At 62.7% G+C, this 26432-nt stretch carries 24 protein-coding genes; 16 read left to right on the top strand and 8 right to left on the bottom strand.

Annotated features, from left to right (window positions below; genetic code table 11):
- Positions 1-5: 5 nt before the first annotated feature.
- The gene (locus LAC81_RS24560; RefSeq protein WP_223729759.1) at positions 6-698 is read left to right on the top strand and encodes an RraA family protein; all 693 of its coding nucleotides are present in this window, start codon (positions 6-8) and stop codon (positions 696-698) included.
- A 31-nt stretch (positions 699-729) separates the two neighbouring features.
- On the opposite strand, the gene LAC81_RS24555 is transcribed toward LAC81_RS24560, so the two are convergent.
- The gene (locus LAC81_RS24555; RefSeq protein ID WP_223729758.1) at positions 730-1212 is read right to left on the bottom strand and encodes an Lrp/AsnC family transcriptional regulator; all 483 of its coding nucleotides are present in this window, start codon (positions 1210-1212) and stop codon (positions 730-732) included.
- A 101-nt stretch (positions 1213-1313) separates the two neighbouring features.
- Here LAC81_RS24555 and LAC81_RS24550 point away from each other — a divergent pair, with 101 nt between their 5' ends.
- From LAC81_RS24550 to LAC81_RS24535, 4 genes are all read left to right on the top strand, one after another.
- Positions 1314-2813 (top strand): aminotransferase class V-fold PLP-dependent enzyme, encoded by a 1500-nt coding sequence (locus tag LAC81_RS24550; RefSeq protein WP_223729757.1) that lies wholly within the window; start codon positions 1314-1316, stop codon positions 2811-2813.
- Positions 2806-3681, top strand: coding sequence for an MBL fold metallo-hydrolase (locus LAC81_RS24545; RefSeq protein ID WP_223729756.1), 876 nt, complete (start codon positions 2806-2808; stop codon positions 3679-3681). Before LAC81_RS24550 ends, LAC81_RS24545 begins: the two co-directional genes overlap by 8 nt.
- Positions 3682-3709: 28 nt before the next feature.
- Positions 3710-4471: a sulfite exporter TauE/SafE family protein gene (locus LAC81_RS24540; RefSeq protein WP_223730315.1), complete on the top strand. Its 762-nt coding sequence runs from the start codon at positions 3710-3712 to the stop codon at positions 4469-4471.
- 153 nt (positions 4472-4624) lie between these two features.
- Positions 4625-5923: an amidohydrolase family protein gene (locus tag LAC81_RS24535; protein WP_223729755.1), complete on the top strand. Its 1299-nt coding sequence runs from the start codon at positions 4625-4627 to the stop codon at positions 5921-5923.
- Between the two features lie 19 nt (positions 5924-5942).
- On the opposite strand, the gene LAC81_RS24530 is transcribed toward LAC81_RS24535, so the two are convergent.
- On the bottom strand, positions 5943-6800 hold the full coding sequence (locus tag LAC81_RS24530) for a MurR/RpiR family transcriptional regulator (protein WP_113539463.1): 858 nt from the start codon (positions 6798-6800) through the stop codon (positions 5943-5945).
- Positions 6801-6876: 76 nt separating this feature from the next.
- A complete protein-coding gene (locus LAC81_RS24525) occupies positions 6877-7956 on the bottom strand; it encodes a polyamine ABC transporter substrate-binding protein (RefSeq protein ID WP_223729754.1) in 1080 nt (359 codons plus the stop codon).
- A gap of 162 nt (positions 7957-8118) precedes the next feature.
- On the opposite strand from LAC81_RS24525, the gene LAC81_RS24520 reads away from it, so the two are divergent.
- The 4 genes from LAC81_RS24520 to LAC81_RS24505 are packed head-to-tail and all read left to right on the top strand — an operon-like array spanning position 8119 to position 12077.
- Positions 8119-9210, top strand: a complete 1092-nt coding sequence (locus LAC81_RS24520) for an ABC transporter ATP-binding protein (RefSeq protein WP_223729753.1) — start codon at positions 8119-8121, stop codon at positions 9208-9210.
- Between the two features lies 1 nt (position 9211).
- Positions 9212-10111 (top strand): ABC transporter permease, encoded by a 900-nt coding sequence (locus tag LAC81_RS24515; protein WP_223729752.1) that lies wholly within the window; start codon positions 9212-9214, stop codon positions 10109-10111.
- An 8-nt stretch (positions 10112-10119) separates the two neighbouring features.
- The gene (locus tag LAC81_RS24510; protein ID WP_223729751.1) at positions 10120-10950 is read left to right on the top strand and encodes an ABC transporter permease; all 831 of its coding nucleotides are present in this window, start codon (positions 10120-10122) and stop codon (positions 10948-10950) included.
- Positions 10951-10952: 2 nt separating this feature from the next.
- Complete coding sequence (locus tag LAC81_RS24505; RefSeq protein ID WP_223729750.1) at positions 10953-12077, top strand: P1 family peptidase; 1125 nt, start codon at positions 10953-10955, stop codon at positions 12075-12077.
- A gap of 44 nt (positions 12078-12121) precedes the next feature.
- On the opposite strand, the gene LAC81_RS24500 is transcribed toward LAC81_RS24505, so the two are convergent.
- Entirely contained in the window at positions 12122-12994 is an 873-nt protein-coding gene (locus tag LAC81_RS24500; protein WP_223729749.1) for a helix-turn-helix domain-containing protein, read from the bottom strand.
- A 94-nt stretch (positions 12995-13088) separates the two neighbouring features.
- Here LAC81_RS24500 and LAC81_RS24495 point away from each other — a divergent pair, with 94 nt between their 5' ends.
- The 3 genes from LAC81_RS24495 (at position 13089) to LAC81_RS24485 (ending at position 16587) form a co-directional block, all read left to right on the top strand.
- Positions 13089-14651, top strand: a complete 1563-nt coding sequence (locus LAC81_RS24495; RefSeq protein WP_223729748.1) for a 4-hydroxyphenylacetate 3-hydroxylase family protein — start codon at positions 13089-13091, stop codon at positions 14649-14651.
- Between the two features lie 8 nt (positions 14652-14659).
- Positions 14660-15172 (top strand): flavin reductase, encoded by a 513-nt coding sequence (locus LAC81_RS24490; RefSeq protein ID WP_223729747.1) that lies wholly within the window; start codon positions 14660-14662, stop codon positions 15170-15172.
- A 161-nt stretch (positions 15173-15333) separates the two neighbouring features.
- A complete protein-coding gene (locus LAC81_RS24485; RefSeq protein WP_223729746.1) occupies positions 15334-16587 on the top strand; it encodes a sensor domain-containing diguanylate cyclase in 1254 nt (417 codons plus the stop codon).
- Positions 16588-16663: 76 nt separating this feature from the next.
- Here LAC81_RS24485 and LAC81_RS24480 read toward each other — a convergent pair whose 3' ends face one another.
- Positions 16664-17371 carry a YczE/YyaS/YitT family protein gene (locus LAC81_RS24480; RefSeq protein ID WP_223729745.1) on the bottom strand — a complete coding sequence of 236 codons (708 nt, stop codon included), beginning with the start codon at positions 17369-17371 and terminating at the stop codon, positions 16664-16666.
- Positions 17372-17534: 163 nt separating this feature from the next.
- Complete coding sequence (locus LAC81_RS24475; RefSeq protein ID WP_223729744.1) at positions 17535-19262, bottom strand: amidohydrolase family protein; 1728 nt, start codon at positions 19260-19262, stop codon at positions 17535-17537.
- Positions 19263-19443: 181 nt separating this feature from the next.
- Between LAC81_RS24475 and LAC81_RS24470 the strand changes: the two genes are divergently transcribed.
- Positions 19444-20346 carry a LysR family transcriptional regulator gene (locus LAC81_RS24470; protein ID WP_223729743.1) on the top strand — a complete coding sequence of 301 codons (903 nt, stop codon included), beginning with the start codon at positions 19444-19446 and terminating at the stop codon, positions 20344-20346.
- A gap of 42 nt (positions 20347-20388) precedes the next feature.
- On the opposite strand, the gene LAC81_RS24465 is transcribed toward LAC81_RS24470, so the two are convergent.
- Both LAC81_RS24465 and LAC81_RS24460 read right to left on the bottom strand, forming a co-directional pair.
- Positions 20389-21867, bottom strand: coding sequence for an aldehyde dehydrogenase (locus tag LAC81_RS24465; RefSeq protein ID WP_223729742.1), 1479 nt, complete (start codon positions 21865-21867; stop codon positions 20389-20391).
- Between the two features lie 97 nt (positions 21868-21964).
- Entirely contained in the window at positions 21965-23416 is a 1452-nt protein-coding gene (locus LAC81_RS24460; RefSeq protein ID WP_223729741.1) for an APC family permease, read from the bottom strand.
- Between the two features lie 297 nt (positions 23417-23713).
- On the opposite strand from LAC81_RS24460, the gene LAC81_RS24455 reads away from it, so the two are divergent.
- From LAC81_RS24455 to LAC81_RS24445, 3 genes are read left to right on the top strand one after another with little or no spacing between them, the layout of a single operon-like run.
- Positions 23714-24496 carry an IclR family transcriptional regulator gene (locus tag LAC81_RS24455; RefSeq protein ID WP_223729740.1) on the top strand — a complete coding sequence of 261 codons (783 nt, stop codon included), beginning with the start codon at positions 23714-23716 and terminating at the stop codon, positions 24494-24496.
- Entirely contained in the window at positions 24496-25749 is a 1254-nt protein-coding gene (locus LAC81_RS24450; protein ID WP_223729739.1) for a Tm-1-like ATP-binding domain-containing protein, read from the top strand. Before LAC81_RS24455 ends, LAC81_RS24450 begins: the two co-directional genes overlap by 1 nt.
- A 20-nt stretch (positions 25750-25769) precedes the next feature.
- Positions 25770-26432: an HAD family hydrolase gene (locus LAC81_RS24445; RefSeq protein ID WP_223730314.1), complete on the top strand. Its 663-nt coding sequence runs from the start codon at positions 25770-25772 to the stop codon at positions 26430-26432.

Below are 26432 nucleotides of genomic sequence, written 5' to 3'. Positions count from 1 at the left end.
AAGAGATGATACATTTTGAAGACGATACCGCACTCTTTGCCGCCATGCGCAGCCGGCTGTTCACGGCCGTGGTTGGCGACATTCTCGACACGATGGGTCTGCAGCATCAGTTCCTGCCGCCGCAGATCAAGGCGCTTCGCGACGACATGGTCGCCGTCGGCCGCGCCATGCCGGTGCTCGAGGCCGATTTCTTCGCGACCGCTGAGGCCGGCGGCCACTCGGAATTCAGCACCAAGCCTTTTGGCTTGATGTTCCATGCGCTCGACAGCCTGAAGGAAAACGAGATCTATGTCTGTTCCGGTTCGTCGCCGCGCTACGCCGTCTGGGGCGAGTTGATGTCGACGCGGGCAATGAAACTGAAGGCAGCCGGCGCGATCTGCGACGGCTATTGCCGCGACAGCGCCGGCATTCTCGCGCTCGATTTCCCCACCTTCTGCTACGGCTCCTATGCCCAGGACCAGGGACCGCGCGGCAAGGTCGTCGACTACGGTATCCCGATCGAGATCGGCGGCATCCGCATCCGTCCGGGCGATATCCTCTTTGGCGACCGCGACGGCGTGCTCGTCATTCCGCGCGAGGCGGAGCGGGAAGCGATCGCGCTGGCGCTGGAAAAGGCCGAAACCGAAAGCAAGGTGCGCCTGGCGATCGAAGCCGGCATGAGCACCGTCGAGGCGTTCGAACGCTTCGGCGTCATGTGACAAAAGGCGGTGAGGCCCGGGAGCCGGCGCCTCACCGCAACCGGCTGAGATCCACGGGACGGTTGTTGATGATCGCCTCCATGGAGAAGAAGCCCGTGACCGTGGCGAGATCGAAGTTCGTGATGAGCTTCTGATAGAAGGCGTCGTAGCCGCCCATGCCACGGGTCACCACCTTGATCAGATAGTCCCAGTCCCCACCGATCCTGTAGAAGTCGATCACTTCCGGCAGCCGCTCGACATGCTGGCGGAATCCGTCACTCCACTCCTTGGAGTGATGACGCGTGCGGATCATGACGATCACCGTCAGATTCAGCCCCAAGGCACTGAGATCGATGTCGCAGTGCGAGCCCCGGATCATGCCGATCGACTGCAGGCGCTGCAGGCGCCGCCAGCAGGCATTTTGCGACAGCCCCACTCTCTCGGCCAGTTCACGTTGCGAGAGGCTCGAATCCTTTTGCAGCAACGTCATGATCTTCAGATCAAAACTATCGATTTTTGATAATTCGTCGATCATGTGACCCAATGTGGCGCCGCTGCTGCAGTAAGATAGGTGAATTTTTTGACCATGAAGGGGAATATAATCTCTGTCAATGTTCGCTCCGAGGAGTAAGCGAGATGATTGCCCCTGCCGTCCACCATCAGCCCTGCGAGACCCTTACACCCCTCGCCCGTTTCCGTCAGGCTTTGAACGGCCCAGGCGTGGTTTCCAACCTGCGTGACGATCTCGTCGGCGCAAAGGCGCAGATCGCCGGTCCCTATGGCATGAAGACGCTCGTCTATGCCGACTATGTCGCTTCCGGCCGGGCACTGCGCGTGATCGAAAACTTCGTGCTCGACGAAGTCCTGCCCTATTACGCCAACAGCCATACGGAAGCCTCCTATTGCGGGGGCTTCATGACCCGGATGCGCCGCGAAGCGCGCACGCTGATCGGCGAATTCTGCGGCGCGACGGCTGACCATGCGGTCATCTTCACCGGCTCCGGCGCGACCTCCGGCATCAACCGCCTCGTCAAGCTGTTCGGCGTTGCCGAAACCGTGGCGGCAGGAAAGCACGTCCGGGTCATCATCGGCCCCTATGAGCACCATTCCAACATTCTGCCCTGGCGCGAGAGCGGCGCCGAAATCGTCGAGCTCGCCGAATGCGCATCGGGCGGACCGGACCTCGGCGGTCTCGAACGGGCGCTCCGCCCTGGCGAAGCTGATCTCACCATCTGCACCCTCTCGGCTGGGTCGAACATCACCGGCATTACCAGTGACGTGGCCACGATCACCAGGATGGTCAAAACCGCCGGCGCGAAGATGATCTGGGACTATGCCGGCGCCGGCCCCTATGTTCCGATTGCCATGTCGCCCGTTTCAGGTGCCGAGATCGACGCGATCGTCGTCTCGCCGCACAAGTTCATCGGCGGCCCGGGCGCTTCCGGCATCCTGATCGTTCGCCGCGACGGCGTCACGACCGACAAGCCGACCTGGCCGGGCGGCGGCACGGTGAAATTCGTCTCGCCTGATACCCACGACTACAGCGCCAACCTCGAGGCCCGCGAGGAAGCCGGTACGCCGAATGTCGTCGGCGACATCCGCGCGGCCCTTGCCTTCATCGTCAAGCATGCGATCGGCCTTGAGCAGATGGGACGCCGCAACCGCGAGCTGGCGAAACAGGCGTTTGCCGCCTGGAAGGCCATCCCGCAACTTGAACTGCTCGGCCTTCAGGAACCGGATCGTCTGCCGATATTCTCCTTCCGCATCCGCAATGGCAAAGGTGGCTACGTCCACCAGCAGCTCGTCACCCGCATGCTGAGCGATCGCTTCGGTATCCAGGCGCGCGGCGGCTGCGCCTGCGCCGGACCCTACGTTCACCGGCTGCTGTCGATCGATCCCGAACACTCCGAACAGATCCGCCAGGCGATCCTCGCCGGCGAGGAAATCGAGAAGCCGGGTTTCACGCGGCTGAACTTCAGCGTGCTGCTGTCGGATGAAAAAGTGAAATACATCCTTGATTGCGTCACGCAGCTGGCCGCCGACGCGCCGTCCTTCGAAGCTGACTACGATTTTGACTCCGCCCGCGCGATCTTCTTCCCGTGTGCAACGGCTGAGGAGGCTCTCGCCTATGCATAAGCCCGATGTGACCGGCTTCTACGATCCCCGCACCGGCAGCATCCAATATGTCGTGGCCGATCCGGCGACGGGCAAATGCGCGATCATCGACCCGGTGCTCGATTTCGACGAGAAGTCGGGCTCGACCGCCACGCGCAATGCCGATGCGATCCTCGATCATATCTCAGCCAAGGGGCTGACCGCTGAGTGGATCCTCGACACCCATCCCCATGCAGATCACTTCTCAGCGGCGCGCTATCTCAAAGCGAAGACCGGCGCGCCGACGGCGATCGGCGAGCACGTGAAAGGCGTGCAGCGGATCTGGAAAGACATCTACAACTGGCCGGATTTCGCCTGCGACGGCTCGCAATGGGACCGGCTGTTCGTCGACGGCGAGAGCTTCCGCATCGGTGAACTCAAGGCGCGTGTCATCCATTCGCCCGGACATACGCTCGCCTCGATCTCTTATGTGATCGGCGACGCGGCCTTCATCCACGACACACTGTTCATGCCCGACAGCGGCTCGGCCCGCGCCGATTTTCCAGGCGGCAGTGCTGCCGATCTCTGGCGCTCGATCCAGGCCATTCTGGCGCTGCCGGACGAAACCCGGCTCTTTACCGGTCATGACTATTGCCCTGGCGGCCGCGAGGCGCGCTGGGAAAGCACGGTCGCCGAGCAGAGGGCCGCGAACCCGCACATCGCCGGCAAGACCGAGGCCGATTTCGTCAAACTGCGCGAGGCACGCGACCGCACCCTGCCGATGCCGAAGCTCATACTGCACGCTCTGCAGGTGAACGTGCGCGGCGGCGAGCTCCCGACCGCCGAGGACAATGGCCGGCGTTACCTGAAGATACCGCTCGACGCGCTTCCCGGCTCGGTTTGGGGGTAGCGGCATCGTGGTGGATCCCTTCCAGCAGATGTTGCTTGCGATCGGCTCCGGTTCGCTCACCGGCTTCACGCTCGGTCTGATCGGCGGCGGCGGCTCGATCCTTGCGACGCCGCTCCTGATCTATGTCGTCGGTATCCGCGACGTGCACACCGCGCTCGGCACCGGCGCGCTCGCGGTTTCGGCCAACGCCTACCTCAACCTGATCAGCCATGCGCTTCGCGGCCATCTCTGGTGGCGCTGCGCCCTGATCTTCACCGTTGCCGGCTCGCTCGGCGCTTTTTTCGGCTCTAGCCTCGGCAAACTGATCGACGGCCAGCGGCTGCTGTTCCTCTTCGGCCTGGTGATGATGTTCGTCAGCTTCGCCATGCGGAAGGTCAAATGCGACACGGCGGCGACACCGCAATCGCTTTCGCTCGGGACGCACGGCAAGACCGGCCTGACGGCCCTTTTGACCGGTACCTGTTCCGGCTTTTTCGGCATCGGCGGCGGTTTCCTCATCGTTCCCGGACTGCTGTTTGCGACCGGCATGCCGCTGATCAATGCGGTCGGCACATCGCTTCTCGCCGTCGGTACATTCGGCCTGACGACGGCGATCAACTACGCGGCCTCGGGATTGGTGGACTGGCGCATCGCCGGCTACTTCATCGCCGGCGGCATTGGTGGCGGCGTGATCGGCACCATCGTTTCCACCCGGCTCGCAACCCAGCGGGACACGCTGACCAAGATTTTCCGCGCGATCATCTTTTCCGTCAGCCTCTATGTCCTTTGGCGCAGCTACGGCGCAGTGTGATCTCCTCCACCGGCCCTTAGCCGGCGACGCTTGACCTCAAAGCCCGTTCCGATGCTATCACTGAGCATCGCCGGGATCGGCGTCAGGCGTTCTGCCCCTCTTTTCGGCCAGGACGCCGCCACGATCCAACGGGTAAGGAGCGAGGGGCCGACCATGTTCGATCTGATCATCCGCAACGCCAACCTTCCGGACGGGCGACAGGGTTTCGATGTCGGCGTCAAGGGCGGCAAGATCGCCACGATCGAGAAGGCTCTTGTCGCAACGGCCGGCGGCGAAATCGATGCCACCGGCCGCCTGCTCAGCCCGCCGTTCTGCGATCCGCATTTTCACATGGACGCGACGCTGTCGCTCGGCCTGCCGCGTATGAACGTCTCCGGCACGCTGCTGGAAGGCATCGCGCTTTGGGGCGAACTGCGCCCGTTGCTGACCAAGGAGGCGCTGGTCGAGCGGGCGCTGCGCTATTGCGACCTCGCGGTCAGCCAGGGCCTTCTTGCCATCCGCAGCCACGTCGACACGTCCGATCCGCGGCTGGTGACGGCCGAAGCGCTCTTGGAGGTGAAAGAGAAGATCGCGCCCTATATCGACCTGCAGCTCGTCGCCTTCCCGCAGGACGGCTATTTTCGCGCGGCTGACGGCGAGGCGTCACTGAACCGCGCGCTCGACATGGGCATCGGCATCGTCGGCGGCATCCCGCATTTCGAGCGCACGATGGAAGATGGCGCCCGCTCGGTGGAGGCGCTTTGCCGGATCGCCGCAGACCGTGGCCTGCCGGTCGACATGCATTGCGACGAGACCGACGATCCGATGTCGCGCCACATCGAGACGCTGGCGGCGCAAACGGTCCGCTTTGGTCTTCAAGGCCACGTCGCCGGTTCGCACCTGACCTCGATGCATTCGATGGACAACTACTACGTCTCCAAGCTCATTCCACTGATGGCGGAGGCTAAGATCAACGTGATCCCCAATCCGCTCATCAACATCATGCTGCAGGGACGCCACGACAGCTATCCGAAGCGGCGCGGCATGACGCGGGTGAAGGAATTGATGGTGGCGGGGCTCAACGTCTCCTTCGGGCACGACTGCGTCATGGATCCCTGGTACTCGATGGGATCGGGCGACATGCTAGAAGTGGCTCACATGGCCATCCATGTGACACAGATGGGCGGGATCGAGGATAAACGCAAGATCTTCGATGCCATCACCGTGAATACGGCGAAAACCATGGGCCTTGAAGGATACGGCCTCGACGTCGGCTGCAAGGCCGATCTCGTCTTGCTGCAGGCAGCCGATGTCAGTGAAGCCCTGCGGCTGAAGCCGAACCGGCTTTTCGTCATCAAGGCCGGCAAGGTCATCGCCAGGACGGCGCCGCGCATCGGCGAACTCTTCCTCGACGGGCGGCCGGCCTCCATCGACATCGGGCTGGACTATATCCCACAGGCGACGGGGCGTTGAGCATCAGAGGCGGCGGACTTCAATCCTCGAAGTCGCCGAAGACGTTCTGCAATCGGGTGAGCTGTGCAACGCGCTCACCGACTTCGTCGCCGAGCACGACGATGACGTTGCTCAAGAGCAGGTCCATGACCGCGACCGTTGTCGCGGCTCCGTCCCAGAGCGGGCCGTGCGATCCGGGCACGATGAGGCAGATGTCGGAAACTTCGGGCGCCCAAGGGCAGAATTCGTCGGTGAAGAGGATAACCTTGACGCCCGCCCGGCGCGCCTCCTCCGCCAACGGCCGCGCCTTTGCGGCGAAACGGCGAACGTCGTGCAGGAACAGCACCCGACCCTCGACGGAACCGTCGAGCAACTCGGCATAGGTGCCGTTGAGGCCGTCGACGAACTGCACTCGCGACCGGGTATAGGAAAGCTGGCTGGCGAAATATTGCGCGATGCCGCGCACGTTCTGATACGCCGCGACATAGACCTCGCTGGCGGAGATCAACGCATCGATCGCCTGCTGCCATTCCGGCGCGGTCGTCAGCTCGTAGATCATGCCGAGATTGTCGATCTGTTGCTGGATCAGACCGGCAAGCAACTTACCTTCGCGATTGTCGTCGCGAAGTCGACCAACCGATCCCTTCACCTGCCAGGCCGGATTGTTGGAGCCGTCGCGCCTGAGCTCCAGCTTCAGCTCATCGAGACCGTCGAAGCCCATGCGCCGGAGATAGCGCCCGACCGTCATCGGCGAAACCTCAAGCCGGGTCGCGATCGAGCGCGCCGTCTCGAAGGGAATATCGGCGAGATTACGCTCGATGTAGTTGGCGATGAGCTTGTCCGATTTCGAGCGCCTGAGCTCGTCGCTACGCACCAGCTTCAGGATTCGCTGTGCCACGTCCCCTCCCATTGCATGATCAGAGTGGGATGTCGGCAAGAATGCGCCGTACACCCCTCTCCGTCGCATCGCACATTTATTGCGCCGTCTTCACCTTGGTCCAGACCCGATCGAGCTGGCGCACGGCAGGGCCGAGATCTTCGAAGATCTGCAGTTTCTGCATGGTTTCCGGCGGCGGATTGATTTCCTTGCTATTCTTGATCTGCTCGGGGGTCAATTGCCGCGCCGGGACGTTGGCCGTGCCGTTCGTCTGCTGCTCGATGTTGAGCGCCGCCACTTCCGGACGGGTGTAGAACTGCATGAACTTGATGGCGTTCTCCTTGTTCGGCGCGGTCTTCAGAACGCAGATATCCTCCTGGTACATCGTCGCGCCTTCCTCCGGGATCACGTAGCCGAGATCCTTCGGATTGGCGAAGACGTCGACCATCGAGCCGACGAAAAAGTGACCGGCCGCCACGTCGCCGGCCGCGACCATCGGGCGGGTGTCATAGGTGAAGGCAGCGACATCAGGCTTCATGGCGATGATCGTATCGGCCGCCTGCTGCAATTCGGCGGGGTCGGTGGAGTTGACCTTGTGGCCATTGAGGATCAGGCCGACCGACAGCACCTCGCGCATGTCGTCGAGCAGCGTGAATTTCAGACCCTTGGCCTTCACCGTCTCGATCAGGTCGCGCCAGCCGGTCACGTCCTTGCCGAGCAATGTTCGGTTGTAGAGAATGCCGACCGTCCCGAACGCATAGGGCAGGCAATATTCGCCCTTCGGGTCGCTCTTGGCGCGCAGGAACGTCGGGTCGATGTTCTTGAAGCCCTCATAGGCGTTGATGTCGGTCTTTTCGAGCAGGTCGAGCTTGGCCATGATGTCCTGCATATGTACCGACGGGAAGACGATGTCATAGCCCGTGGCGCCGCCCTGGATTTTCGCCAGCATCTCCTCGTTGGAGGAATAGGTCGAGAGATTGACCTTGATCTGGGTCTCCTCCTCGAACTTCTTCAGCACGGCCGGATTGATGTATTCGCCCCAGTTGTAGATGTTGAGCTCGGCTGCTTGCGTCGTCCCGAACAGGGCGGTCAGCGCCGCCAGGGAAAGTGCCACAGTGCGTGCACGGGTCGCGAAAGCTCTCCTGCCTCCGCGGGTCGTCCCGTTTGTCATCGTCATTGAAATTCTCCTCTGATGGTTCTGGCCGGACGGCCTGGCACGGCCTTTGCCGGCCGCTTCCGGATCACGGCTTCTCGTGGCCGTTGACTCCGATAGGCAAATGGTATCCATATATCGAAAACGCACAAGCGTTATTTGCATAACATTTTGGGGAACAGAAGTATGCAGAATTCCATCGTCCGGCTGGTGGAGGCGAGCAAGGCCTTTGCCACTCCGGAAGGCGGCACCGTGACCGCTCTCGACCGAATCAATCTCGATGTCCGCCGCAACGAATTCCTGACCTTGCTCGGCCCTTCCGGTTGCGGCAAGACCACACTGCTGCAGGCAATCAGCGGCTTCGTCGAACTCGACGGCGGCTCGATCCTGATCGACGGCGAGGACATGACGGACCGGCCGCCCTATCGCCGCCCGGTCAACACCGTCTTTCAGAACTACGCCCTGTTTCCGCATATGACGGTCGGCGAAAACGTCGCCTATTCGCTGGAGGTCGTGGGCATTGCCAAACCGCAGCGTCGCGAAAAGGTCGCGAGCGCCCTGAAGATGGTCGGGCTCGAAGGCATGGAAGCACGCAAGCCGCGCCAGCTCTCAGGCGGCCAGCAGCAGCGGGTGGCGCTCGCCCGCGCCATCATCGCCCGGCCGAAGCTGCTGCTGCTCGACGAACCGCTGTCGGCGCTCGACAAAAACCTGCGCCAGGCGATGCAGATCGAACTCAAAACGCTGCAGGACGAGCTCGGCATCTCCTTCATTTTCGTCACCCACGACCAGCAGGAAGCGCTGACGATGTCGGATCGTGTCGCGGTACTGTCAGGTGGTCGGATCCAGCAGCTCGACACCCCACGCGCCATCTACGACCACCCGGTCAACACCTTCGTCGCGACTTTCATCGGCGCCAGCAACCTGTTCGAAGGCAGGCTCGACGGCGACCGGCTGATGACGGCCGACGGAATGGCGATCCGCCACCAGCCCTGCGACCGGAAAATCCCGACAATGGCGACGGCATTGATCCGGCCGGAGCAGTTCTTCCTCGCCGAGGACAACGCCCCCTTCCCGACGATCGACGTCGACCTCGACCAGATCGTCTTCGTCGGCTCGACCTTCGAGCTGTTCGGCCGAACCGCCGAGGGCCGAAAGGTCGTGGCCGAAGTCCCGGCCAACCGCCGCAATCTCGTCGGCACGGTCGAGCGCACCCGCAAGGCGCGTCTCGCCTATGATCCGGCCGCCGTGCACCTGATCGGCGAAAGGGAAGGTGCCTGAGATGTCGATCGCCAGCCGCCGCCGCTTTCAACTCGGCCTCCTGCTCGGGCCGGTCTCCGCCTTTCTCGCCGTCTTCTTCCTCGGCCCGCTCGCAATCATGGTCGTGACCAGCTTCCTGGCACCGGGCCTTTATGGCGGGGTGGAGTGGACCTTCTATCCGCACAATTTCGGGCGCATCCTCGGCTTCGCCGATCCGATGTTCGAGGAGTTCGATCCGATCTACATCGCGATCTTCCTGCGCTCGGTCGAGATCGCCGCGCTCACGGTGCTTGCAACCATTCTCGTATGCTATCCCGCCGCCTTCTGCATCGCCCGGCTCTCGGAGCGCTGGAAGAACTTCTGCCTGTTCCTGATCACGCTGCCCTTCTTCACCAGCCTGATCGTACGGCTTTTCGTCTGGGTGCTGATCCTGCGCCAGACCGGCCTCGTCAACGAAGTGCTTTTGTCCATCGGGCTGATCGATCGGCCGCTCGACCTGATCTACACCAAGGGCGCGATCATCCTTGGCATGACCTATGTGTTCATTCCCTTCATGTTCATGCCGGTTTACGCCAGCGTCGAGAAACTCGACTGGACGCTGGTGCGCGCCTCGCTCGATCTCGGCGCCGGCCCGGTGCGCACCTTCTGGCGCATCATCCTGCCGTTGACGGCTCCCGGCATTGCCGGCGGCGCGATCATCGTCTTCATCCCGGCGCTCGGCAACTTCGTCGTGCCGGCGGTGCTCGGCGGCGCGAAGGTGATGATGTTCGGCAATCTGATCGAGCAGCAGTTCCTCGCCGCCCGCAACTGGCCGTTCGGCGCGGCGCTGGCGATGATGGTGATGAGCGTCATGCTGATCATGATGGTCGTCCACGTGGTGCTTTCCGGTCGGCGTAGCGCCGCCGCGGCCCTGGCACGGTGAGGTGACCCATGAAGATCGCTCGATCCCTCTTTAACGGCGGCCTTGTCGCCTATACCGGCCTCTTCTTCGCCTTCATCTACATTCCGCTCGTCGTCATCGCCGTCTATTCGTTCAACGCCAATCCGGTGAACATGATGACCTGGACGGGCTTCACCACCGAATGGTACGCGCAGGTGCTCGGCTTCAAGACGAAGGTTTCCGAAAGCGCGCTCTATATCGAATCGACCGGGCAACTGCTGCAGGCGGTGTGGAACAGCCTGGTCATCGCCGCCTCCACGACCGCGATTGCGACCGTCTTCGGCACGGCGATAGCCATCGCCCTCTATCGGTTCCAATTCGTCGGCCAGCGCTTCTACCGGGTGGTGATGTTCATGCCGATGCTGATGCCGGATATCGTGCTCGGCATCGCGCTCCTGATCTTCTTCGTCAATTCCGGCATCAATCTCGGCCTGACGACGATCATCATCGGCCAGTGCACCTTCCTGATCTCCTACGTCTTCATCGTCGTCTCAGCCCGCCTTGCCGGTATGGACCGCACGCTGGAACACGCGTCAGCCGATCTCGGCGCCAACGAATGGATGACATTTCGCCGGGTGGTGCTGCCGCAGCTTTTTCCGGCGATCGTCGGCGGCGCGCTGCTCGCCTTCATCATCTCGATGGATGACCTCGTCATCACCTATTTCATCGCCGGCGTCGACGTCACCACGCTGCCGATGTTCATCTTCTCCATGCTTCGGCGCGGCATCAAACCAGAGATCAACGCCATCGCCGTGATGATGCTGACCTTCTCCTTCGTCGTCGCCTCGCTCGGCCTTTACCTTCGCTCCCGGCAGAAATGATCATGAACGACAAAAGCTCTACACCCTCCGGCGCCCGCGCCCGCGACATCGGCCTGCCCTTTTCCGGCCGCACTGGCCGCTTCAATGCCATCACCGATGTCGAAGGCATCGCCGTCGGTTTCCGCACCATCGAGGAGCAGACGCCGCGACCCGGCCGCAAACGCCCGGTGCGCACCGGCGTCACCGCAATCCTGCCGCATGTCGAATCGGAAACGCCGGTCCCGGTCTATGCCGGCGTGCACCGGTTCAACGGCAACGGCGAGATGACCGGCACCCATTGGATCGAAGACGGCGGCTTCTTCCTCGGGCCCGTGATGATCACCAACACCCACGCCGTCGGCATGACGCATCACGCCACCATCCAATGGATGCTGGAGCGCTACAAATCGACTTATGACACGGATGATTTCCTCTGGCTGATGCCCGTGGTCGCCGAGACCTATGACGGGGTCTTGAACGACATCAACGGTCAGCCGATCACCGAAGCCGACGTGCGCGCGGCACTCGACAGCGCCATGTCAGGTCCGGTTCAGGAAGGCAATTGTGGTGGCGGCACCGGCATGATCGCCTATGGCTTCAAGGGCGGCACCGGAACGGCGTCGCGCGTCGTCCAATTCGGTGGCCGCGACTACACGATCGGCACGCTGGTTCAGGCCAATCACGGCCAGCGTGACTGGCTGACCATCCGCGGCGTTCCGGTCGGCGAACACATGCGCGACGGCACGCCGCAAAGCCAGATGCAGGAGCGCGGCTCGATCATCGTCGTGATCGCCACCGACCTGCCGATGGCGCCGCATCAGTTGAAGCGTCTGGCGCGACGGGCAGCGATCGGCATCGGCCGCAACGGTACGCCCGGCGGCAACAATTCCGGCGATATCTTCCTCGCCTTTTCGACCGCCAACACACAGCCGATGGCGCACAAGGCGCCGCCGCGCCTGTCGCTGGAGATCGTCAACGACGAGTTGCTCGATCCGGTCTATCTCGCAACCGTCGACAGCGTCGAGGAAGCAGTGGTCAATGCGATGATCGCAGCGGAGGACTCCGGCGGCACGCCGCATGACCGCTTCAAGATCCAGGCGATCCGGCACGAACCGCTGATGGAGGTGATGCGGGCTTACGGCCGATAGCCGGCAGCCACCGTGACCAGAGAGCTTTCCCCGGAGCCGCTGACTTAGCCGGCGCTGGAACTCACCCGCGCCCGGCGCCAGTCGCTGGGCGCCTCTCCCACGCGCAATCGGAAAAAGCGCGAGAAATAGGCGGGATCGGCAAAGCCGATCTCATAGGCGATATCTTCGAGCGGCCGCACGGTGAAGAGCAGCAGGCGCTTTGCCTCCAGCAGGCGGCGCTCGTTGATCAGTTCCTTGACCTGCATGCCGAAGGCGTCCCGGCTGGCCTTCGCGATGAGATGCGGCGTCGTCGCCAGCGCGTCTGTGTATTTCCCGACGGTCCAGTTTTCGCGGAAGTGCACATCGATGAGCCGACGAAGTTCCGTTGCCAGCGCTGCCTCAGTCTGCTGGCCGACCGACATGGCGGATGCCAGGCGGGCGATCTGGGTCAGGACGGCGGCAACTAGGGACGCGAGCATCTGTTGGGTGCCGGCCGCGCCGCCGGCATATTCATCAGCAACGATTTCGAGCAACTCGGCAAGACGGCACCAGTCCCGGTCTTTGCCATCGCCACGGATCATCGTGGGCCTATCGAGCGCCAGCGTCGTGTTCTCCCGAATGGAGAGCAACGCTTCGTCGGCGACCGAGACGACGACGGCGTCGCTGGTCTGTGGATCGACGGAAAAGCCATGCACGATGCCGCTTGGCACGAAGCTGACGGCCGGTGCGGAAAAGTCCAATGGCCTGTCGTCGATGAAGTAGGTGCCGCGGCCGCTCAGCCAGAAGGTGATCTGCCCCATCTGGTCATGCTTGTGCGCTTTCACCTCTCCCTGATGCAGAGCTCGCCGCGCCATGACTGTCTCGACGTGGAAGAACCCCGGTTCGAGCTGTTGCTCCGGTTCGCCGTAAACGAAGAAGCTGGGGATGGTGTCGGTCATGTTTCACCGGAAAAAGTCCAAGTCATTTTGCCATTCTGTCCATGGCAGCGGACGATTTCAACGCCTAGCCTTGACGAAACTCAAGGAGGAGAAAATGAGAGCAGAGGATTTCCGCGCCGACCGGACGCGGCCCTTCACCGGCGCCGAGTATCTGGAAAGCCTGCGCGACGGGCGCGAGGTTTATATCAACGGCGAGCGCGTGCACGACGTCACCAGCCACCCCGCCATGCGCAACTCCGCCCGCTCGCTTGCAAGGCTCTATGACGCCCTGCACGATCCCGCGAAGAAGGACATCCTCACCTCGCCGACCGACACCGGCTCCGGTGGCTACACCCACAAGTATTTCCGCGTCGCCCGCTCGCCCGCCGACCTAGCCGCACAGCAGGGCGCGATCGCCGAATGGGCGCGCATGTCCTACGGCTGGATGGGCCGCACCGCCGACTACAAGGCGGCGCTGATGAACACGCTCGGCGCCAACGCCAACTGGTACGGGCCGTTCAAGGACAATGCGCTTGCCTGGCACAAACGCGCCCAGGAAGCGGCACTCTTCATGAACCACGCGATCGTCAATCCGCCGATCGACCGCCACAAGCCGGCGGATGCGGTGAAAGACGTCTTCGTCCACATCACCAAGGAAACCGATGCCGGCATCCACGTCTCCGGCGCCAAGGTGGTCGCGACCTCCTCGGCTCTGACGCACTATAATTTCCTGGCGCAAAGCTCCGCGACGGTGACGGAGGACCCCTCGCTTTCGGTCATGTTCATCGTCCCGATGAACGCGCCGGGCATCAAGATGTTTTGTCGCGTCTCCTACGAGCAGACCGCCAATGCGGTCGGCCATCCCTTCGACTATCCGCTGTCGTCGCGCTTTGACGAGAACGACGCGATCCTGGTGCTCGACAACGTCTTCGTGCCCTGGGAAGACGTGTTGGTGCTGCGCGACGCCGCCAAGATCCTCTCCTTCCACCCGGCCTCCGGCTTCATGCACGGCTATTGCTTCCAGGGCTGCACCCGTTTCGCCGTGAAGCTCGACTTCCTTGCAGGCCTGCTTGCCAAGGCCTTGAGGGCCACCGGGGGCGATGCGTTCCGCGGCAACCAGGCGGCGCTCGGCGAGGTCATCGCGCTTCGCCACATGTTCTGGAGCTTCTCCAACGCCATGGCGCACAACCCCATTCCCTGGGCCGACGGCGCCGTGCTTCCCAATCTCGAAGCCGCCCTTTCCTATCGTACCTTCATGTCGGAGGCCTATCCGCGTGTCGTCGAGACGATCCGAAAGGTCGTAGCCTCCGGCCTCATCTACCTGCCGTCCTCGGCGCGCGACTTCGGCAACCCGGAGATCGATCGTTACCTGGCGCAATATGTGCGCGGCTCGAACGACATGGGCCACATCGAGCGCATCAAGATCATGAAGCTGCTGTGGGATGCGACGGGAACGGAGTTCGGCGGACGGCATGCGCTCTACGAACTCAACTATGCCGGCGCGCCGGAGGAAGTGCGGCTGCAAGTCCTGAAGGGGGCCGAGCGCGGCGGGCGGCTGAAGGAGATGGAGGCGCTTGTCGACCAGTGCATGGCCGACTACGACGAAAACGGCTGGACCGGAAACACTTGGCTACCGCCGCTTGACGGTGGACAGCCTCTTCGCAACGCGGCCGAATGAGGTTCGCCATGGAACCGCTTGTCTCGAAGACGGAGTTTCGCAACGCCATGGCGCGGGTGTGTGCGCCGGTCAACGTCATCACCACAAACGGACCCGCCGGACGCGGCGGGTTCACCGCCACCGCCATGTGCTCGGTGACCGACGAGCCGCCAACGCTGCTCGTCTGCATGAACCGGAATTCCACCCAATGCGGGTTGTTCATCGACAACAGGCGCTTCTGCGTCAATGTGCTCAGCCACGACCACCGGGACCTCGCCGGCCATTTCGCCGGCGCGACGCAGGATATGGCGGCCCGCTATGCGGCGGCCGACTGGGTGGAGATGACCTCCGGCAGCTTCGCGGTCAAGGATGCGATCGTTTCGCTCGACTGCGAGCTCTCCGAGGCGCGGCTGCTCGGAACGCATCACATCCTGATCGGCCGCGTTGTCGGCATCCGTTCGCGCAGCGACGGCAACGCGCTGCTCTACTTCGACCGCAACTATGTGCACGTGCCGACCCAGCTCGGAAGTTTCGGCGGCTAAACAAAGGCGGAGGATCCGCCGCCCTGCCACAAACGTGGTCTCACAATGTCGGCTTTCGCCACAGAGCCGACGCAATCCACATCCACTTGCTGTTCAGCGCCTTTTGTTTTTTCCGTAAAACGCGTCTATTTGCCTGACGCGCAGTGAGAAAGGAAAACGGAATGGTGGTTGCTGAGCCAGCCGGACGGCCGACGGCGGACGCCAAAGGCAGGGAATTCGATCGCCTCGCAGCCCTTGGACACCTCGACATTCTCGACACGCCCAGGGATGAAGGCCTTGAACGCGTCGTGCGGCTGATCAAGCAGGTCTTCGCCATCGAGATCGGCATCGTCTCCCTCATCGATGCACATCGCCAATGGTACAAGGCCTGCTCCGGACTTTCGGCCGACGAGGTTCCGCGCAAAGATACGTTCTGCCGATACGTCGTCGCCTCCGACGAACCCCTGGTCGTCAACGACGCCACGAAGGACCCGCGCTTTTCACAGCATCCGGCCGTGACCGGTCCGGAACATATCCGGTTCTACGCGGGCGTCCCGCTCAAGACCAAGGACGGACACACGGTCGGAACCGTGTGCGCGATCGACCGCGCGCCGAGACACTTCACGAGCAAGGATCTGACGATCCTGACGGAACTTGCGGGCGTGGCGATGGATCGGATCGATCTGCTCCGGTCGGCCGCGACGGATGGGCTGACGGGAACGCTGACGCGACGGGCCTTCCGCGAGGAGGCGGACAAGCTGGTCTCGCTCGCCATACGGCACCAACACGACGTGTCTTGCATCGTCCTCGACGTCGACCATTTCAAGCGGGTCAACGATACGCACGGGCATGCGGCCGGGGACGACGTCTTGAGGGCCGTTGCCTCGATCTGCCAGTCCAAACTGCGGGCAAGCGACCTCTTCGGACGGCTCGGCGGCGAGGAATTCGCCATCATGCTGCCGCATGTCGACGCGACAGGCGCGCTGGCCGCTGCTGAAAAGCTGAGGGCGGCCATTGCCGCGCAAACGATCCACGGTGAATTTGGTCAGCTCGCAGTCACCGCAAGCTTCGGCACGGCCGCGCTGTCGCTCAAGAGCAGGGATATCGGCACATTGCTCGCCCAAGCGGACGCGGCGATGTATCTCGCCAAGGCCGGAGGGCGGAACCGCTGCGTCGAGTGGAGCAGCCTCGAAGTCGGCTACCCGCTAGGCCCCCGTCAGCGTGTACTGAAGGCCGGCACCATTCTTTTCGACGACAGACACTCAAAGATGGAATGCACAATCCGCTCGCTTGGTGCCGATGGTGCCGCGGTTACGGTTTCGAACTCAGCCGGTATACCGCCGGAACTCGTTCTGGTGGTCGCCGGCGATGGCTTCGAAACCAAGTGCCAGGTGGTGGCTCGGGACCGGCAGAACCTCGAACTCGCCTTCGGATAGCCGTTCAAGAGCATCGATCACTATGACTGACGAAGGGGCGCCGGTTGGGCACCCCTTCTTGCATCTTCGCGGGATGCTACTTCGCGGCAGCCTCCAGTCCCTTCGGCGACGGTTCCGCCTTGCCCTGGAACTTCTTGAACAGGAAGAAGTAGAGCTTGATGTACTGACCGACGAGAATCGCGTTCAGGATCGTGCCTTCGCGGATGAACTTGACCTCGGCGAGGAAGAGTAGACCGATACAGGCCGACAGAACCAGCAGCGTGCAGTCGAAGCCCGTCTTGATGTTGCCCCACTTCCAGCCGGTGCGCTTGAAGATCGTGTTGACGAACATGTCGATCGGCATCAGCACGAGATTGGCGCGGATCATCAGGAACAGGCCGAAGGCGAGCGCCGCGTCGGCAAAGACCAGCAATGCCACCCGGACTGGATAGGCCTCGAGCTTGATGAACTCGGTGATCCCCAGGTTGAAGTCCAGGAAGACCGCCAGCACGAAGGCCGGGATCAGCGACGCGAAGTTCTTGAGCTTGAAGTCCTTGGGCAGGACCAGATAGGTAAGAAACAGCATGATCAGTTCGAGCATGAAGTTGTAGGTGCCCTGGCTGAAGGGCGGATAGACCAGTGTCATGGTCCGCGTCAGGCTGCTCTGGGGTGAAATGCCGATGCCGGCCCGGATCGCCAGGCTGACGCCGAAGGTCAGCACATAGATGCCGACGACATACATGATCCAGCGCCGCGTCAGGCTGCCGGTATCGACGATTTCGGCTTCCGCCGCATTGTGTGCCATTGTTTCCTCCCTCGAAACGATGCGGAGCTTCTTACCCCGCCTGCCCATCGCCCCCTCAGCGATGCGCCATTTAATCCTTCGGCATGTCCGGCCATTGTCGCGGAAGCACGCCACTTTCCAAGCAGACGGACGCCGAAACGCCCGTCTGCTTTTCTGAATGGCTCTAGGCCATGAAGCGGAAGCGATGCAACGAGATGAACAGGCTGAGCAGCTTGTTGACCACCGGTTCGCCTTCGTTGCGGTTGCCGAGAGCTTCGAGCGCCGCATCGATCGCCGCGGCACTGGCCGTCAGTTGCTCGACGCTCATGTTCGCCATGACCCCGTAGATCTCGAGCGGCATGACGGCCTTCTCCACCTTGTCCTCGGTGACGATGCAGGCGCCGGCATGGGTATCGACCCGCTTGAGGCAATGGCACATCTCGGCGCTGTCCTGGCCGACGACGACGAAATAGGGCTTCGGTGCCGGCCAAAAGGTCGCCACCGCGCCATGATCGACGTGCACACCCTTGAACAGCCCGTTCACCACGTGGCGCTTGCCGTCGGCATAGCGCTGAACGACCGACAGCCGGCTCAGCTTTTTGCCCTCGTGCTCGGCAACGACCTTGCCATCCTTCAGCGCAACCCAGATCTCCTGGTAGAATTTGGCATGGCCGCGACCGTAGACATCGAACAGATAGACCTTGGCCTGCGTGCCGTCTTCCGACACCTCCAGTGGCACGATGTCCAGTTGCTCAGGGGTCAGATCGGCAAGACCGGTAACGCCGTCCTTGCACATGCCGGAATAGTCGATCTCGGCATTCTTCAGCAGCTTGCGGTCCTTTGCGACCAGTTCGCCATCCTTGAACACGTAGAGCGGATTGATCTTCGACAGGCTGTCGGTCAAGACGATATCGGCGAAGCGGCCGGGCGTCAGCGAACCGATCTTGTCTTCCATGTGGAACGAACGTGCGGTGTTGTAGGTCGCCATCTTGATCGCGTGGATCGGGTTGATGCCCATCTCGGCGCACAGCGAAATGATCCAGTCCATGTGGCCCATGGTCAGCAGGCGCTCGATCGAGATGTTGTCGGTGCACAACATGAAATTATCGGTCGGCCATTTCCGGTCGACGATGGCGCGCAGCAGCACCTTGATCACCTCGCTGCTGCCGACCCCGAACTTGATATGCGTCGGGAAGCCGTAGCGAATGCTCTTCTCGATGTCCTTCTCGTTCCAGACGTCGTGATTGTTGGAAACGCCGATGGCCGGCAGGTAGTTGAGGACCATGTCAGAGAGTGCAGTGACGCCCCAGTGGCCGTTCATGAAGCCGCCTTTGGCGCGGACCCAGGCCGCCTTGCGGAAATCGTCGTCGTTGCCGGAACTGTAGGTGAAGTGCTCGAACTCCCCGAGGCCGATCACCGGTTCCATCTTGAGTACGGCTTCCGTCACCGATGCCGCGGTCTTCTTGCCTGGCGCGAAGGCATAGAGCCGGTAGGGCAACTGCTCATAGTCCCGGAAGAGGCTTTCGGCGGCTTCGATGCCTTCCTTGCCGGCGGCGCTGAGCAGATCCAGGCATTCGGCGTAGATCGTCGTCGTGCCGCAGGGCACCATCGCCTCGGCGAGCGCGGTCGGGTGCGCGAGCTGGGATTCGAAGTGGATATGCGCGTCGATCAGGCCGGGGATCGCGTACAGGCCCTTGCCGTCGAAGACTTGCCTGACCTTCAAGACGGTCTCGTCGGGGTTCAGCGCGACGATGCGCTTGTCATAGACGAGTATGGATCCCTGATAGACGGTCTCGCCGTGGACATCGAGGATGTTGAGATTCTTCAGAAGAAGATCCGCTTCCCTCTCGCCGTTCAGGATATCGAAGATGGCGCGCACCTTTTCATAATGCGCGGCTTCAGTCTGGTTCACGAATAATCCTCCACTTTCGTAGTCGTCGGCGCCTTTTGACAAACCCGCGATCCGCGCCAGCGGTTGCGGTGTCGGCAGCACGCCCCTCGCCAACCATAAGAAGTCATTGCACCGCTTCCGAAAAGCAGTATTTTCTGATCGTATCGTTCGCTTTTCGAGAACACTAGATCCGAGGAAGACCATGCTGCATTCACGTGTGCTGCGCTATATCGACGAGGTGGCGCGCTCAGGCTCGATCCGCGGGGCGAGCGAACGGCTGAACGTTGCTGCCTCGGCCATCAACAAGCACGTGCTGCAGCTCGAGGAGGACATCGGCGAACCGCTGTTCGAGCGGCTGCCGCGCGGCCTCAGGCTGACGCCGGCCGGCGAAATCCTTGTCGCGCATGTGCGCCGGACGATGAAGGAATATAGCCAGGTCGAGGCCGAGATCCGCGATATCAAGGCGCTGCAGAGCGGCGAGGTGATCATCGCCACGATGAATGGCCTTGCCGGCGGCATCGTGCCGAAGGTCGCTGCGATCTTCGGAGCCCGCCACCCGCGTCTCAAGATCACGATCCGGGTGATGTTTGCGCGCGAGATCGTTCAGGCAGTGGCCGACGGCGAGGTCGACCTCGGCTTTGCCTTCAGTCTCCCGCCGACGCCGCAGGTGGAGACTCTCTGGAAGATGGACACCCGCCTCGGCGCGGTCGTTGCTCCGGAACATCCGCTCGCCGGCATGGAATCATTGCCGCTGGCCTACTGTCAGCCATACCCGCTGATCTTTGCGGACAAGTCGATGCAGATTCATGGCATCGTCGCCGACGCCTTCGTGCAGGCTGGGCTGACTGTCGAGCCCAGCTTTCTTACCAATTCGATCGAGGCGATGAAGTTCCTGGCCGCGGCCGGCGATGGCATCGCCTTCCTCAGCAAGTTCGATATCACCGAGGAACAGCGCAATGGCGTGCTGACCTACCTGCAGATCCGCGACCGGACCTTTGCGAAGAACGTTCTTTCCCTGGTGCAGCGGGAAAGACGCGGCCATGGCCTCGCCGCCGCGATGTTTGCCGAGGAAATCATCCGGGCTTTGCGGGCGACGATGGAATAGCCGGCTCCCCTGCTCAGGACAGATGCGGCCTCGCTCCCCTCGTCAGAGCTGGATCCAGGCGGCCTTCAGATCTGTGTATTTGTCGAGCGCGTGCAGCGACTTGTCGTGACCGTTGCCCGACTGCCTGACGCCACCGAGCGGCACCGTGTTGTCGGCGCCGCCATAGGTGTTGACGTGGACGACGCCGGCGCGGATGCCGCGCACCATGCGGTGCGCCCGCGAAAGGTTCGCGGTCCAGACGGCTGACGCCAGGCCATAGTCGGTGGCATTGGCGATCTTCAGCGCATCGGCTTCGTCGTCAAACGGGATGATAGCCAGCACCGGACCAAAGACCTCCTCCTTCGCCAGCTTCATATCGGGCAGAACGTCGAAGACTGTCGGCTGCATGTAAGTGCCGCCGGATTCTTCGAGGATACGCTTGCCGCCCCAGCGCAGCGTTGCGCCTTCCGCCTCCGCCTCGCCGACAAACTCTAGGTTCTTGGCGAGTTGGGCTTCGCTGGATATCGCACCCGCCTCGGTCGAAAGAAGCAGCGGGTCGCCGACCTTCATGGATGCAGCGATCGCTGCCACCTTGTCGGCGAAGGTTTCGTGGATGGATCGCTCGACCAGAAGCCTGGAGCCGGCGACACAAACCTGGCCGGAGTTGCGGAAGATGCCATAGGCGGAGATGCGAGCCGCCTGGTCGAGGTCCGGCGCGTCGGCAAAGACGACGTTCGGCGACTTGCCGCCGAGTTCCAGATAGACGCGCTTCAGGTTCGAGCGGGCGGAATATTCGAGCAACCGACGACCGACGCCGCCGGAGCCTGTGAAAGCCAGAACATCGATATCGCCATGGAGACCGATCGCCTCGCCCGTCGTCGTTCCGCGGCCGGTGACGACATTCAGCACGCCTTCGGGCAGGCCGGCCTCGGCGCAGATTTCGGCGAGTCTCAGCAAGCTGAGCGAGGCCCCCTCGGCCGGTTTCAGCACGACCGAGTTGCCGGCGGCAAGCGCCGGCGCGATCTTCCAGGCGCCGATCATCATCGGGAAGTTCCAGGGCACGATCGCGGCGACAACACCGATCGGTTCGCGATGCACGAGGCCGAGAATGTTTTCCGCGGTCGGGGCGATTTCGCCATAGACCTTGTCCAGCGCCTCGGCATAGTAGCGGAAGGTGCCGGCGGCACTGCCGGGCTCCGCTTTCAGCGCCATCGAGATTTCGGTGCCGTTGTCGCGTACGCCGAGAACGGCCAGTTCCAGCGCCTGCCCCTCGATGATCTCGGCAATGCGGGTAAGAACCTTTTTGCGTTGCGCCGGCGGAGCCTTCGACCAACTTCCCTTCTCGAAGGCAGCGCGCGCCGAGCGAACCGCGACATCGACATCACCGGCTGCCGCATCCGCAATCGTCGTCAGATGCCTGCCGTCGATCGGCGAGACGACATCGAGGCTTTGATCGGAGAGGCTCTCCTGCCAACGCCCCCCGATGAACAGCTTCTGCGCTGCGACGGGAAGGCTTCGCAACTGGTCGATCTTATCCTGCATGATGTCTGGTCCCGTTTGACTTGCGAGGACGGCGGCAAGCCGCCGTCCCCAAACCTGGAAGATAGGCCGATCCGGACGGAAATCCGCGCACCGGTAATCAGACCTCCTGGCCGGCGCCCAGGCGAGCGAATTCGAGCGGATTACCCGATTTCAGCGAGGCCGCGAGTGCAAGACCGATGACCCCGAAGATCACCACGAGCCCCGGCAGGAACACGGCGAGCATGCCGGTGGCGCCGGCGAGATCGCCGAAATTGGCCGCGATCGCGATGATGACGGCAACGAGGATCAAGCCGGTGATAACAGGAATGACTTTGGTAACCAGCGGGTTCGTCTCAAGCCCGGGATTGCGGCCGAAGAAGGCGACGATGGCAAAGGCGGTGAAGGCCATCAGCGTCATGACGGCGAGCGTGCCGACATTGGTGAGCCACGAGAAGAGCGCCAGCACCGGGTCCTGTCCCGTTGCCGCAAAGAGCGCGACGACGAGGACGGCAATGACGGTCTGGATCAGCGAGCCGACATGCGGGCTGTGGTAGACCGGATGCGTGACGCCGATCGAGGCGGGCAGCAGGCGTTCGCGGCCAGCGACGTAAAGGTAGCGGGCGACACCGTTGTGGAACGCCAGCACGCCGGCAAACAGGCTGGTGACGAAGAGCACGTTCATCAACGGCGGCAGCCAGCCACCGGCATAACGTTCGGCGAGGCCGAAGAGGAAGGTGGTCGGATCGGCAAGGCCCTGCAGTTCCGGCACGAGCTTGTCGGCGCCGGCGGCGTTCACCATCAGCCAGGACGTGAACATGTAGAAAACGCCGATGATCAGCACCGAGATATAGGTCGCACGCGGCACGGTCTTTTCGGGATCTCGCGCCTCTTCGCTGTAGATCGTCGTTGCCTCGAAGCCGATGAAGGCGGCGAAGCAGAAGAGAATGCCGATCGACGGCGAACCGGAGAGGATCGCTGAGGGCGTGAACGAGACCGTACCCAAACCGCCGTCGCCACCCTTGGCGAGGATCGCGACGTCGATGACGAGCACGACGAGATATTCGAGGATGACGAGGACGGTCAGCACCTTGGCGGAGAGATCGACGCGGCGGTAGCCGAGAATGCCGACTGCGGCGATGCCGACGAAGGTCCAGACCCACCAGGGCAGATCAATCCCCAAGCCGGCGAAGAGCCCCGCCGTTGCGGCTCCGAACAGGCCGAAGACGCCGATCTGCATGGCGTTATAGGCAAGAATCGCGATCATCGCCGCGGCACCGCCCATCAACCCACCGAGGCCCTGGGCCGTATAGGCATAGAAGGCACCGGCATTGCGGATGTGCCTCGCCATGGCGACATAGCCGACGGAAAATAGAAGCAGGATCGCGGTGACGATCAGGAAGGTGCCGGGAATGCCCGCACCATTTCCGAGCAGCATCGACAGTGGAACGCCGCCGGCAACCGCGGTCAGCGGTGCGGCGGCGGAAACGACGAGAAAGGTGACGGCGCCGACGCCGAGGGCGTTCTTGCGCAATTGGTTCGCCCCGGTCACGGGCGAGGGTGAATTTGTCATGGTCTTGGCTCCCCTTGCTGGCGCGAACGCCTTTTCGCCTCCGGTCCTTCTCTCCGGCGGCGGCTCCCTGAAGCGGACTTGAGGCGCGGGGCTTGCTTTTTGTCTTTGCCGCGCAAGTTGTTCGGTTCATTATTTGAACCTCAGCTTCAAATATAGACTTGCAAATTGCATCTGGCCCTGTCAAGTTATTTCGCATGTTAAGTATCTCGACCCAAAACGACCGGGAGAGCGGGTCTACCGCTCCTTAGGAGGGAACAGGCGAGAGGACTGACGGGGCGCTCGACAACGGAGGAATGGATGAGCACCATCGGTAAGGCCCTGACTTTGCTCGACGCGATCTCGCGCCTTGAGAAGGAGGCGGGCTTGAGCGATATCGCCCGCCACTGCGGGCTCGACAAGGCGACGGCCAGACGCTTCCTCGTGGAACTGGAAAAACACGGCTTCGTCGAGCAGGACATGGAAACGCGGCGTTATCGCCTCGGCGGCGCGCCGGTGCGGCTCGCCCGCATCCGCGAGACGCGCTTTCCCTATCTGAGCGTGGCGACGCCTTTTGCGCGGGAACTCGCGGGTCTTGCGGGCGAGACCGTTCACCTCTCCGAATACTCAGCCGGCCGCCTGTCGACCATTCATGTGGAGGACTCGCAGCGCGCCCATCGTGTCATCGTCGATGTCGGCAGCATCCTGCCCTTCCATGCGACGGCATCCGGCCTCGGCTTTCTCGCTTTCTGCCCGCAGAAAGACATCGACGCGACCCTGTCGGCGCCGCTGAAGGCCTTCACCGACCACACGCTGACGGACCCTGCAGCCTTGCGCCAGACGCTCGGCGAAACCCTGCGGCGCGGTTACTCGATCTGCCATCACGGGCTCGAAACCGGCGTCGTCAGCGTCGCCGCGCCGATCCGTGCGCCCGGCAGCACGCCGGTCGGCGCGATCGCGATCGCCGCACCCGCCACGCGGGCCGACAAGGAGACAGTGGAACAGATGGGCCGCGCCGCTATGGCTGCGGCAAGACGCATTTCCGAAAGACTTTTCGGGTTGGAGCAGGTTGCTGCCGATCCGCTGGCAAGGAGGGCCGGCTGATGAATGCAATGAACCGTCTCCCCAATATCCTGGTCGTGGGTACGGGAGACACCAAATGCGACGAACTCCAGTTCATGGCGTCCGTCATCCGCGAAGCCGGCGGACTGCCCGTGATGATGGATGTCAGCATCCTCGGCGATCCATCCTACCAGCCGGAGTACTCCCGCCACGACATTGCCGAAGCGGCCGGGGTCACGATCACAGCCATCGTCGAAAGTGGTGACGAACATAGCGCCATGGCGCTGATGGCAGAGGGTGCTTCCGCCCTCACCCGCTCGCTCTATGAGGCTGGTCAAGCCGATGGCGTCATCATTCTCGGCGGCTCCATGGGCACTGATCTCGCACTCGACGTTGCCGCGGCGCTACCGCTCGGCGTCCCGAAATTCATCGTCTCGACGATCGCCTATTCGCACCTCTTGCCGCCCGAACGCATCGCGCCCGACCTGATGATGATCCTCTGGGCCGGCGGGCTCTACGGCCTCAATGGCATCTGTCGTTCGGTGCTCTCCCAGGCCTGCGGTGCCGTCGTCGGTGCCGCCCGCTTCGGCACGAAGCCGGACGGATCACGACCGCTGATCGGCATGACCTCGCTCGGCTCGAGCTGCCTCAAATACATGAAACACCTGAAACCCGAGCTCGAACGCCGCGGCTATGACGTCGCCGTCTTCCATTCGACCGGCATGGGCGGCCGCGCCTTCGAGGCGATCGCTGCCGAGAAGGGTTTTACAGCCGTCTTCGACTTCTGCATCCAGGAGGTCAGCAACCACCACCATGGTACGGTCGTCACGTCAGGACCGGACCGACTGGAAAATGCCGGACGCTCCGGCATACCGCAGATCGTCGCACCCGGTGCCGTCGACATGGTCGACCTGCCCGCCTGGCAACCGGTCCCCGAAGCCTTCGCCGACCGCCCTTACCATGCCCACAACCGGCTACTCGGCTCGGTGACAACCTCGGCCGAAGGGCGGCGCGAGATCGCTCGCGTCATCGGCGGCAAACTGACCGGCACCCGCGCCGAGGTCGCCTTCATCCTGCCACTTCGGGGCATCCAGGAATGGGATCAGCCGGAGGAGCCGCTGCATGAGCCGGAAGCCCTCGACGCCTTCATCGACGAGATGCGCCGGTCTATTCCGTCAGCCGTCGCGCTGCACGAGATCGACAGCCACATCAATGCGCCTGAGTTTTCGAAGGCAGCACTCGCGATCTTCGACGATTGGGTGGCGCGCGGGATCGTGCCCGAGGGCCGGCCATGACGAACTCCATGCCCGGAACGATGACCGACAAAGCATTGATCCTCGATTTCGGCGGCGTCGTCACCCGTACGCTGTTTGAAACCCACGATGTGACTGAGCGCGCGCTCGGACTTCAGCCGGGCACGCTCACCTGGCGCGGCCCCTTCGATCCCGCAACCGATCCTCTTTGGGCCGCCATGCAGCGGCGCGAGATCACCGAACGGGACTATTGGACGACACGAACCCGCGAGGTCGGACAGTTGCTCGGCGAGGACTGGAGCGACATGAAGACCTTCGTGCAGCGTGCGCGCGGGGCCGAACCGGAACTCGTGCTTCGCCCCGAGGCACGCGACGCGATCCTGACCGCCCACAGGGCCGGCATCCGGCTCGCCATCCTCTCCAACGAGCTCGACCTGTTCTATGGCGTCGCGTTCCGCGAGCGCTTCCCGCTGATCGAGCTCTTCGAGACGATCGTAGACGCCACCTACACGAATATCCTGAAGCCCGATCCGCGCGCCTACGAACTGGTACTGAGCCAGCTCAAATTGCCGCGCGAGGCCTGCGTCTTCGTGGATGACCAGTTGAAGAACATCGAGGGTGCGCGGGCCGTCGGCCTGCCTCACGTCCATTTCGACGTCACCCGACCCGCAGAAAGCTATGCCGGAGCGCTTCAGATGCTCGGCCTTGAACTGACAGGAGCATAA

Source organism: Ensifer adhaerens, assembly GCF_020035535.1.
GTDB lineage: Bacteria > Pseudomonadota > Alphaproteobacteria > Rhizobiales > Rhizobiaceae > Ensifer.
Note: the sequence above shows the minus strand (reverse complement) of the source record. Positions and strands in the feature narration are given on the sequence as shown.